The organism is Pseudoalteromonas sp. HF66, from assembly GCF_011806445.1.
Classification (GTDB): Bacteria; Pseudomonadota; Gammaproteobacteria; order Enterobacterales; family Alteromonadaceae; genus Pseudoalteromonas; species Pseudoalteromonas apostichopi.
This window is the reverse complement of sequence record NZ_JAATOU010000013.1, coordinates 43,603-54,571: the sequence shown is the minus strand read 5'-3', so window position 1 is coordinate 54,571 and position 10,969 is coordinate 43,603. Positions and strand designations below refer to the sequence as shown.

At 40.9% G+C, this 10,969-nt stretch carries 12 protein-coding genes; 5 read left to right on the top strand and 7 right to left on the bottom strand.

What is annotated here, in order from left to right:
• Window positions 1-23: 23 nt before the first annotated feature.
• Window positions 24-482: a division/cell wall cluster transcriptional repressor MraZ gene (mraZ, locus tag HCZ11_RS13545; RefSeq protein WP_167658658.1), complete on the bottom strand. Its 459-nt coding sequence runs from the start codon at window positions 480-482 to the stop codon at window positions 24-26.
• Window positions 483-943: 461 nt separating this feature from the next.
• Between mraZ and HCZ11_RS13540 the strand changes: the two genes are divergently transcribed.
• From HCZ11_RS13540 to HCZ11_RS13525, 4 genes are all read left to right on the top strand, one after another.
• Window positions 944-1,285, top strand: coding sequence for a DUF883 domain-containing protein (locus tag HCZ11_RS13540; protein ID WP_130050540.1), 342 nt, complete (start codon window positions 944-946; stop codon window positions 1,283-1,285).
• A 5-nt stretch (window positions 1,286-1,290) separates the two neighbouring features.
• Window positions 1,291-1,728 (top strand): hypothetical protein, encoded by a 438-nt coding sequence (locus tag HCZ11_RS13535; RefSeq protein ID WP_130050539.1) that lies wholly within the window; start codon window positions 1,291-1,293, stop codon window positions 1,726-1,728.
• A gap of 9 nt (window positions 1,729-1,737) precedes the next feature.
• Entirely contained in the window at window positions 1,738-1,995 is a 258-nt protein-coding gene (locus HCZ11_RS13530) for a hypothetical protein (RefSeq protein WP_167658657.1), read from the top strand.
• Between the two features lie 89 nt (window positions 1,996-2,084).
• Window positions 2,085-2,660 (top strand): AAA family ATPase, encoded by a 576-nt coding sequence (locus HCZ11_RS13525; protein ID WP_233786762.1) that lies wholly within the window; start codon window positions 2,085-2,087, stop codon window positions 2,658-2,660.
• A 41-nt stretch (window positions 2,661-2,701) separates the two neighbouring features.
• Here HCZ11_RS13525 and HCZ11_RS13520 read toward each other — a convergent pair whose 3' ends face one another.
• The 3 genes from HCZ11_RS13520 to HCZ11_RS13510 form a co-directional block, all read right to left on the bottom strand.
• A complete protein-coding gene (locus HCZ11_RS13520) occupies window positions 2,702-3,673 on the bottom strand; it encodes a glutathione S-transferase family protein (protein ID WP_130050536.1) in 972 nt (323 codons plus the stop codon).
• Between the two features lie 9 nt (window positions 3,674-3,682).
• Window positions 3,683-4,525 (bottom strand): pirin family protein, encoded by an 843-nt coding sequence (locus tag HCZ11_RS13515; RefSeq protein WP_130050535.1) that lies wholly within the window; start codon window positions 4,523-4,525, stop codon window positions 3,683-3,685.
• Window positions 4,526-4,598: 73 nt separating this feature from the next.
• A complete protein-coding gene (locus HCZ11_RS13510) occupies window positions 4,599-5,576 on the bottom strand; it encodes a YihY/virulence factor BrkB family protein (protein WP_167658656.1) in 978 nt (325 codons plus the stop codon).
• Between the two features lie 122 nt (window positions 5,577-5,698).
• On the opposite strand from HCZ11_RS13510, the gene HCZ11_RS13505 reads away from it, so the two are divergent.
• Entirely contained in the window at window positions 5,699-6,778 is a 1,080-nt protein-coding gene (locus tag HCZ11_RS13505) for a mechanosensitive ion channel family protein (RefSeq protein WP_130050533.1), read from the top strand.
• 12 nt (window positions 6,779-6,790) lie between these two features.
• Here HCZ11_RS13505 and tatA read toward each other — a convergent pair whose 3' ends face one another.
• From tatA to agaR, 3 genes are all read right to left on the bottom strand, one after another.
• On the bottom strand, window positions 6,791-6,946 hold the full coding sequence (tatA, locus tag HCZ11_RS13500; RefSeq protein ID WP_082401550.1) for a twin-arginine translocase TatA/TatE family subunit: 156 nt from the start codon (window positions 6,944-6,946) through the stop codon (window positions 6,791-6,793).
• A gap of 71 nt (window positions 6,947-7,017) precedes the next feature.
• A complete protein-coding gene (locus HCZ11_RS13495; RefSeq protein WP_167658655.1) occupies window positions 7,018-9,834 on the bottom strand; it encodes a TonB-dependent receptor in 2,817 nt (938 codons plus the stop codon).
• A gap of 315 nt (window positions 9,835-10,149) precedes the next feature.
• Entirely contained in the window at window positions 10,150-10,914 is a 765-nt protein-coding gene (gene agaR / locus HCZ11_RS13490; protein WP_167658654.1) for a transcriptional repressor AgaR, read from the bottom strand.
• Window positions 10,915-10,969: the final 55 nt, after the last annotated feature.

Genomic DNA, 10,969 nt, shown 5'->3' with positions numbered 1-10,969 from the left:
TTTTTGCCTTTTTATTATTGTGGTTAGAGTGAGAAGTTATCGAACTCAGGATTCGCCTCAAAATCGCCTTGGCGTTCAATTTCAGTATCTTGGCGCATTTGTTCATGCCAACGATCTTCATCCCAAATTTCAAACTTGTTCATCAAGCCAACCAACATGATTTTTTTTCCAAGTTCTGCGTGTGCTCGTAAAGACGGCGCCAGCAGAATTCGGCCATTTTTATCTAGTTGATACTCTGTAGCGTTACCAAGCAACATACGTTGCATGCGGCGAGCACGTGGATTCATGTTCGAAATCTTTAATAATCGTTCTTCGATTTCGAGCCATTCTGCTAACGGGTATAACCACAAACAAGGTTCGTTTAAGGCCACAGTGCAAATAACCGTTCCCTGATCTTCAGACAAGATCGAATCTCGGTACTTAGTTGGTACCGCAAAGCGTCCTTTATCATCCAAACTCAGAGAGCTCGCACCCCGAAACATAAATTGCCTTAAAAATAGGTTATTAATCGTTAATGATTATTTCCGATCCAGTTTGATCCACTAAAAACCACTTTTTACCACAGTGCTCCAGTTTAGGGCTTGACAAGCCATTTTGTCAAGTAAGCAGATCATCATAAGCGCCTTGTGAAGCCAGAAAAAATAAGGCCTCAGGCAAAGCCTATGAATTACGTGGGAAAAAGTGGAAAACATCGAAAAAAAATTTTTTTTCAATTTTCTTGGTAATGGATTAGGGAAAAATGGTTAATGAATAACCAATGAATAATTACAAAATTATCTTATGCTGTAATTTTTACTTAATCACCCTGCAAGAGTTACGGGAAATATCCATCCTAGAACTCAACTACAATATTAACATATTGAAAAATATACCTTTTGCAATTTGGTATAAAGGTTGCGACAGACTAGCTACCAATTCAATGGCAATTTTTTAAGGAATGATTATGACTACCGCAACTTCAAAATCGAACACAAGTACAGCAACGGACAGCAGTGCAAACTCGAAAGCGGCTCAAGTAGAGGCGCCATTTACAGAAAAAGCAACTGAAGCAGCACATCACGCTGTAGATGCATTATCAACGCGTGCTGCAAGTGCCGAGCAAAGTGTACGTCAAGGTGCGTCTAGCTCTGCCCAAACGCTTTCTGAAAAACAAGCTGTAGCACGTGCTAAAATTAACGAATACAGTGGTAAAACTCGTCAGCTTGCATCAGAAAACCCACTTGCAACAGCGGGTATTGCCTTTGCTGCAGGCATGTTAGTATCTGCGCTTATTCGTCGTAAGTAATTGTTATGCAGCCTTCTCAATCTACAGATGAGAAAACGCAAGGTGCCACTGATCAGCCGCCAAACGCTGATCAGTGGCAAGATCATCTTGCTAAATTATCTGATTACGCCAAACAGCTATACATTGACTACCGTAAACAAACAGGTACTTGCAAAAAGATTGCAGCTGCTGAGTGGCGCCTATCAACACGTTCTCTCGCCTTAACTATTATCTTACTTGTTTGTTTTGCTGGAGGGTTAGTACTGCTTTGGGCTGGTTTACTTGCTACCGTGGGTATCGCCATATTCAGTTTTAGCCAATCATTGTGGCTATCAGCTATCTCACTGATTGCATTACAACTACTTTGCCTTGCTTGGCTTTGGAAAAACATTGGTTATGTAAGTAGTAAGATTGGTTTTGATCACACTCTTAAAAGTGTTCGTCAATTATTGAATATTAAATAAGGATGAGTGATGTTAATTGATTATTTTATCAATAAGCCACAGCATAAAGTAACTGAGCTTAGTCAACAAATGGATCTGCAAGATGAGATTAAACGTCAGCATCATCAGGCATTTAAGTACAGATTAAAGCGATTTGCTGTAAGTAAAGTCGGTATTGCCAGTGCGTTCACTGCAGGTATGGGCTACGAAGCTCTCAATAACTCAGATAACAAAGACGGTAAACTTAAAAAAGTCAGTCGCTTTAGCTGGTTATTACGCTTGTTGTGATCTTTATCATGTAAAGTTTGTTTTTTACTTCTCTTTGCAAGCTATTTTCATTACCTTAAACACAAACTAGTTATGTGTGGAAACTTAAGGTGAAAAAAAGGATTGTATTAACAGGTGGTCCAGGTGGTGGAAAAACAACAGCCATCGACTTGCTAAGACGAGAATTTTCTAAACAAATTGTCGTGGTACCAGAGTCTGCAACCATGCTTTTTGGTGGCGGTATAGAACGTAGTGACTCACCTCATCTTATCAAAGCACACCAGCAAGCCATTTTCAGCTTACAAAAACACCTAGAACATATTCAGCGAACCATGCATCCAAATCGTTTGATGCTTTGCGATCGTGGCAGTTTAGATGGGCTTGCCTATTGGCCTGGTGAACAAGATGAGTTTTTTCAATGCTTAAATACCAGCCTACAAATAGAACTCAACCAATACGATGCAGTGATCTTTTTTGAAACTGCTGCTAAATCTGGGCAAAGCATTCACTCTAACAATCCAGTAAGAAACGAATCTGATCAGCAAGCTATCTTGCTTGATGACAAACTACAAGCAATTTGGTCACAGCACCCTAATTTTAATTTAGTGAAAAGTTCAGAGTCATTTATTCAAAAAGTGATGTTTGGCATCGACACAATTAGCAAGGTCATGGATAGTTATAACTAACAGCTTAATTGCTAAATTAAACTGTTAGTTTTAGTCACTTTTTATCCTCGATTGTGTGGGCGCGAGTAGTCTATTGCTGGCCCTTTAGGCACGATCTGCGTTGGGTTAATCATCGTGTGGCTGAAGTAGTAATGGCGTTTAATATGGTAAAAATCAACCGTCTTACTCACTCCTTCAGTTTGATATAACTCACGCAAATAATTGCTGATCGCAGGGTAACTTTCGATGGTACGCAAATTACATTTAAAGTGACCCACGTAAACACTGTCGAAGCGAATTAAAGTGGTAAACAGTCGCCAGTCGGCTTCAGTCAATGTATCACCCACTAGATAACGATTATCTGTCAAACGCAGCTCAATTTTATCAAGGGCAGCAAATAAGTCGTCATATGCATCTTCATAGGCTTCTTGCGTTGTCGCAAAGCCAGCACGATAAACACCGTTATTGATATTGTTATAAACAAGATCATTAATTTCATCAATTTCAGTACGCAACGACGCAGGGTAAAAGTCGCGCTCATTGCCTGTTAGATCATTAAATGCACTGTTAAACATGCGAATAATCTCTGCAGACTCATTACTCACGATACGCTGAGACTTTTTATCCCAAAGCACAGGAACTGTTACGCGACCAGAGTAGTCAGGTTTATTACGAGTATAAATTTGGTGCAAATAATCAGTATTGAATAATGCATCCCCCGTACTGTGATTATCTTTGTCAAATGTCCAACCATGTTCAAGCATGTCAGGGCTTACTACAGATACACTAATATAGTCTTCAAGGCCTTTTAAATGACGAAATATCAAGGTGCGGTGTGCCCAAGGACAGGCCAAAGATACATAAAGATGATAGCGATCTTTTTCTGCTTTAAAGCCTGCATCACCGCTTTCTCCCGCACTACCATCTGCGGTGACCCAATTACGTAACTGGGCCGCCTCACGCTTGAATTCACCTTGATTGTTATCGGTGTCGTACCATTTATCTTGCCATTGGCCATTTACGAGTAATCCCACAATAACCTCCTATAGAGTGCCAAATTTACCTAACTGATAGTCACGTACTGCTTGCTGTAACTCAGCTTGTGTTGTCATTACAAACGGACCCATATGCGCGATTGGTTGCTTAAGCGGCTCACCAGCAAGCAACAACACGCCCGCACCAGTTTGAGAGTTAAATTCAATATCACTACCAGGCTCCAAAATAAGTAAGCTGCCTGCTTTAACTGGCCCACCCTGCTCAGTATGAATTTCACCTGTGTGGATATAAAGCATCACCTTAGTTTGTGTAAGCGGTGCATGGTAAAACTGTGTTCCAGCCGGTAAAGTCACATCGGCAAGCATGCCGTTAGCGGCGAGATCTTGTAGGCTAGAAACCTGATTTTCATCAGCAAACTCCCAGCTTCCAGCTAACGCTTTTAGCTCAACGCCCTGCTCATTTCGAGTCGTTGGCGCCGGCGCTTCAGTGGTATCTTGGTAACGCGGTTTTCTAAGCTTCTCAGCACTTGGCATATTTAACCAAATCTGAAAGCCATGCATACCCTCTTTGGCATCTGCCAAAGGCATTTCACTGTGGATTACACCAAAACCAGTACTCATCCACTGCACATCGCCAGCACGGATGGCTTTTTTGTTGCCCATTTGGTCTTGGTGCTCGAAGCCGCCTTTAATAATATACGTAAAAGTTTCAATACCACGGTGAGGATGCGCAGGAAAACCACCCATAAAATCACTGTGATCATCTGACTTAAGCTCATCGATCATTAAAAAGGGATCTAAATACTTGCCATCAAAGCCCGGAATACGGCTAATGTTTACGCCATCACCATCTTGTGTGGCATGGCTATTTAACTGTTGAATCACATTCATAACTTTACTCCCGTAAATTGTATGAAATAATTGTAGGAGCTAATTTAGTTAACAACCATGAGTAAAATTCGCGCTAATCATTCTGTTTAAGAGAATGTTTATTTTGCTGCTTGGTTAATTCATCCGCCACAGTCGCTCCGCGTTGACCCACCTCTTTCTCTGGCCCTATAGTGCTATCAACCACAGTTTGCTGCTCGGCACTGGCATTGATTGCTGCACCAAAAATAATGATGTATGCGCTGATATAGAGCCACATCAACATAATCACTACTCCACCTAATGAGCCATACGTTTCGTTATAGCTTGCAAATTGGGAGACATAATATGAAAAACCAATTGATGCGATGATCCACAGCAAAGTAGCCAGTATTGAGCCTGGTGTGATCCAGCGCCATTTTGCCGGAGTTCGATGAGGCGCATAACGATATAAAAATGCCAAAGCGCAATTAAAAGTGATGGCTAACAATGGCCACGTAATGAGCTTGATCAACAAATCAATAAGCTCTGTTAAACCAACTAGGTTAAGCACAATCGGTAAAATACCGATGATCAATAAAGCCACCAGCGCAACAACAATGGCACCTAGCGAAAATAAAAAGCGTACCAGTAAAGCCATAAAAAATTGTCGTTTGTTATGCTGATGATAAGTGATATTACAGGCTGTTATTAGCGCCTGACAGCCCTTACTGCTACTCCAAATCGTTAACAATAAAGTCCCTATGGCACTAACACTTAACACCTTTTGCGATTGCTGAGTCACCTCTGCAACCTGTAGCAAAATAATGTCTCGACTACTTGTTGGTAAAATAGCTGTGACTTTATCAAGCTGCTCATGGATATCGGTCGGGGACGCAAAATAAGCGTAAACAGAGACTGTAGCGGCTAATGCAGGAAAGATCGCAAGCAGAGCATAAAATGCCACACCCGCCGCCACGAAAGATAAGTTGTCTTGTGATAGGTTGTGATAAACCCGCTTGCTAATGTCCCACCAGCCTCGAATTGGGATCTCCATGGGTGAACGAGCTTTGAAACCACGATTATTCTTAGTCATAAGTGACCTAAAAATTTGCCTTAATGGATATAAAGTAGCAAACAACTTGCCAGTAATAATGGCGTCTGATTTGCATTAAGCTAAGCTTATAAAAACTGCAAATAAACCCATGGAGTGGTGCGATGAATTATTATTTAATATTAAAAAATCAAATACATAACTTAGTTACACCAACACTTTCCGTAGCATCGCAACCAGTCTTAGAAAGCTTATCTTGGCAAGACTTAAATTCTCAGGTTACGCATTTTTTACATACTACATGGCAAATGTTACCCGCCCTGACATTAGGTATTGTAGCCATCATTATCTGCTATTTATTGGCCCGTCCTTTATCCTATCTATTGATAAAACCACTTGGTTTTGTAAGTGAAAGCAAACTCTTACATGTCGTCACGAGGCGCTTTTTTAGTATCATTATAATTTTGTTTGGTGTGTACTTATTTTTGCGTCTAGCTGGGCTCACCAGTTTTGCTGTGGCGATTATGAGTGGTACTGGATTAGTCGGGCTTATTTTAGGTTTTGCTTTTCGCGATATCGCCGAAAACTTTATCTCAAGCATGCTGCTCAGTGTGCAACGCCCCTTTCGTATTGATGATGTTATTGAAGTCGATGGTCGTTTAGGGGTAGTTAAAAAGGTTACAGCCCGCGCTACCACCTTAGTTGACTTTGATGGTAATCATATTCAAATTCCCAATGCGACTGTATATAAAAACGTTATTAAAAATCTAACTGCTAACCCTAAAATGCGCGGCCACTTTGCAGTAGGTATTGGTTATGATAATGACATTCGCTATGCCCAGCAATTAGCAATGAAAGTGGTCAATCAACATCCCGCAGTTATTAATGATCCACCCAGCCAAGTTCTGATTGACTCACTAGGTTCAGCGACACTGAATTTAACTATTTATTTTTGGGTAAATAGTGCAGAACATAGTCATATCAAGGTAGCCTCACAGTTGATGCGAGAGCTAGTAAATACCTACTTAGAAGAGCAAATTAGTATGCCAGATGACGCCCGTGAACGTATTATCTTAAATAGCGAGAACGATACAGAGCAACCAAGTATCAATGCAACCGCTGAGCAACAAACACCAAAATCACTCGACGATCATAGCCTTGATGACGTTAGCAGTGACGCCGATGATATTCGCGAACAAGCCGATCAATCTCGCGATCCAGAACAAGGTAGCAATATAATTTAAAATACTTATGGGCTAGGCTTCATCATTAGGTTTATCTTGCATAGCGCGTTTAAACCCTTTGACTGACGTCCCTAAATCTCCACCTATTCGGGATAACTTTTTTGTGCCAAATAACAGCACCACAATTGCAGCAATAATGGCTAATTGCCAAACACTAATTCCTGCCATAACAACCTCATTTTAAAATAAAAGCGCCTTTGCAGGCGCTTGAACAACACTAACAACTGGGAATTCAAAGATTAGAAACTAGCTCGAACACCCAAGGCGACTTGAGTACCAAAGCGCTCAAGATAACTCACTTGGTCAGTACGTTTGGTGTAACCCCAATAACGCTCATTCGTTAAGTTAGTTGCTTCAGCAAACACAGTGAATTGATCACTGATGTTATAGCTCATGCTGGCATCTAACTGACCATAATCAGAGATCCAATAAGGGCCACCCCACGCATCTGGATCCGACAAGAATTTACTACGCCAGTTATAAGCTAAACGCGCTTGGAAACCATATTGTTCATAGTAAACCACAGCATTATAAGAGTTTTTCGACATACCTCTAAATGGTAAGCCTGACTCTTTCAGTTCTGGCTCATCGTAGCTGCTATCAACATAGGTGTAGTTAAGTTGAAACCCTAAACCATTGAAAGGTTCAGGCAGTAAGTTTTCTAGTGATTGCTGATAAGCAAACTCAGCACCTTTGATAGTCGCACCATATTTACTCTTACCCGGGTAAGATGCAAAGTAGCGCACACCTTCAATTTCAACAGGACTTTCAACGTAATCGATAAATGATTTTAGGTCTTTTACAAACACCCCACCACTTAACGAGCTACTGTCTTCAAAGTACCACTCTAGTGTCATATCGGCTTGATTGGCTTCTTCAGGCGTTAACGATGAATCGCCCATAGAAAGTTGAGGTAAACCTTCACGGTAAGTATCAAAGTTTGGCGCAAGCCATGGGCGTAAATAACCTAACGATGGACGGCTAATAACTTGTGCCGCAGAGAAACGGTAAATCAAATCATCAGTAATACTAAGCTTAAAGTTCATGCTGGGTAAAATGTTGCTGTAATCCCCTTTAAATGATTGCTCAACGGTTTCACGCCAACCATTTTCAAGTGGTTTACCATCATCTTGTAAGTCAATTAATGATAAATCGTAAACAGACCCTTTTGAGCTTACTTCAGTTTGCGAGCCGCGAATACCGACATTTAACATGTACGGCATTTTTGCAAGGTTACTTTCGAGCGTCACTTGCGCATATGCAGTCAAGACTTCTTCGGTTACCTCATAAGTACCTGATGAATTAAGCGATGCAACGATACTTTTATCAGTTGCTTCAGCATTAATTGAACGATAGTAAGCAAGTAACTTATCGTAATCAAAACTTGGCCAAGGCTCAGGTGTAATACTACTTTCGCCTTCTAAGAAGTTATCGAAATTGGCCTCAACAAACACATCGCTTGGAATTTCAAATAGGTTAAAGTCACCTACATTCACAACAGTGCTGTCATCAAATTCATAACCATCGCGTTCTAAATATTGACCACCATTACTAAATTGGCTGGCATTTTTTGATGCATATTCAAGTTGGCTCTTAGTTTGCTCAAGATAAGTTAAACCAAAGTCGATACGGGTCACCAAATCACTTTCAGGCACAAACGTACCTGTGAACTTAAAGTCATTAACCGTGTCTTCAACACCTGTACCTGTGTTACGGCTATAGTGAGCTCCGTAAGATTGATCCGCAGTCAAGCCTGGCGATAAGGTAACATCTGGCAGCATGTTGCCAGTGTTGTAATCAATACCTATAGAGTCAATAAAACCACGCGCTACAATAAAGCGGTTATCACCACCGTTTTCGTTTTTCGCTTTTGAATGAGCAACATCCATAGCCAGTGTTAGGCCATCCATTGGATACCATTTTGCATTAAGGGCAAACTGATAAGTATCAGTTTTACGTGGATTCGTTAAGTTGAGTAACTCCACCATAGTGTTACCGGTTTGCGTCATGGAAACAACTCGACCTGTGTCATCAAATTCTGCATCGGTAAAGACTGGCGTGCCTGGCGTCCAGCTTTCATCGTAGTTAACAAAACCGATTTGATAGCGATGACCATCGGTGTTGTAACGTGAATAAAGGGCATCGAAGTTAATATCGAGGGTATCAGTTGGGCGCCACTGCATTGCTAACGTCGCACCGACGCGTTCACGCACATCCTGCGCGTTGGCAAAATACATGTAACTCGGGATTTTTGAGGCAAATATTTCACTTTGCCCATCAATTTCTCCGTTGCCATTCATGTCGACTGGCACACCCGCGCTGTCTGCCCCCCAACCTTCTTCTTCATCAAAAAAGCCGCTTGCTGAGTAAGTATCTGCACGTAAGGTTTTCTTTGAATAAGCACCAGAGAAAAGCACACCAAAGGTATCGTCATTAAAATTGTCACCTATGATGAACGAAGCATGCGGGTGTACATCGCCGGTTCGCGATTCATAAATCCCTTTTGCAGAAGCACTCAAAGTAAAGCCATCTTGATCTAATGGTTTACGAGTTTCGATATCAACAACCGCACCAATGCCCCCTTCAATTAAACGTGCTTCTGGCGACTTATAAACCTGAAGCGCTCCCACTAACTCTGAGGCAATTGTGTCAAAGTTAAAGTCACGTCCTGAGTTTTCAGAAGCCAGTTTACGACCATTCAAAGTGGTAATGTTGTAGCCGCCACCTAAGCCACGCACGAGGATATTTTGCCCTTCCCCCCCATTACGAGTAATCGTAATTCCTGGAATACGCTGTAATGCCTCGGCTAAATTTTCATCAGGGAACTTACCGATGTCATCTGCAACAACAACATCTACTACTGTCGTTGCTTCCTTCTTTCGAAAGTTTGATTCTTTAATACTGCTACGGATCCCTGTGACCTCAATAACCTCAACATCTTCTTCGGCCTTACTATCGTTTTCTTGTTGTTGAGCAGTTGTGGCGAAACTGACTGATGAAGCCAGAATTGAGCTTATCAGCACACTCAAATATTTTTTTCTAGTTGTTGTTGCCATGATGATTTCCTGTTTTTAAATGTTCAGATTTCTTCACCATAAAAATGGTAATGAGTAAGGCCTTACATTTAATTTATAACAAAACGAAACAATCTATCAACAATTAATTACCTAACGAAACTTTCGATAGTTACGAAATGGTATTTCAAAATAATAAAAAAGGCGCTGAACGCCTTTAAAGATAAGGTTTTAATTTCGAAAGTTTCGATAATATTTTTTTTCGAAGATTTTCTGTGAGGTGGGCTAGTTTGGTCTTTTTAGATAATAAAAAAGGCAGCTAAAGCCACCTTTTTGCAATTATTTTTAACTGGAAAGTTAAACTGTAATCACCTCGATACCTAAGCTCATTAATGATTCAATGAACTCCGCTGGCATATTTTTGTCTGTAACCAGCACATCGATTGATTTTAGAGGTAGTACATTATACAAGGCACGCTTACCAAATTTACTTGAGTCGGTCACAGCAATAACTTTATCTGCACGGGTACACATAGTTCGATTCAACATTGCCTCAGGCTCATAATGGGTGGTGATCCCCGCTTCCGAGTCGATACCATCAACCCCTAAAATAACCTTTTTAAAGTTATACTTACTGAGTGCTTGTTCGACTTCATTTGAATAGAAAGACATTGATTTCTTTCGTAATTGTCCACCCAGCATAAACACATTTGCATCATCAATATCAGCCAGCACATGGGCTATATTAAGGCCGTTTGTCATCACCGTAAGGCCCTGCTTATTGGTTAATGCTTTGGCAACTTCTTCTGTGGTGGTGCCAGAATCAATAATTAATGAGTCGCCATCATCAACTAAGTTTGCTACAGCTTTAGCTAGTAGCACTTTCACAGCGTAGTTTTCATTATGCTTATCTTTCACCGAAAGCTCTTTAGCGAGTTTATCGCAAGCAATTGCTCCGCCACGCGAACGAACAACTAAGCCACGCTTACCTAGCTCGTTAAGATCGTGGCGAATGCTAACCTCCGAAATATCAAAGGTTTTAGCAAGTTCTTTAACGTTTACTTTGCCATGTTCCTCGGTCATCAGGACGATTTTTTGTCTTCTTTCTATTGTGGTTAGCATAGCTGGCCTGTTGTTTTAATAGCTGCTTTCAAATTTGTAGTTCAATATTACACAA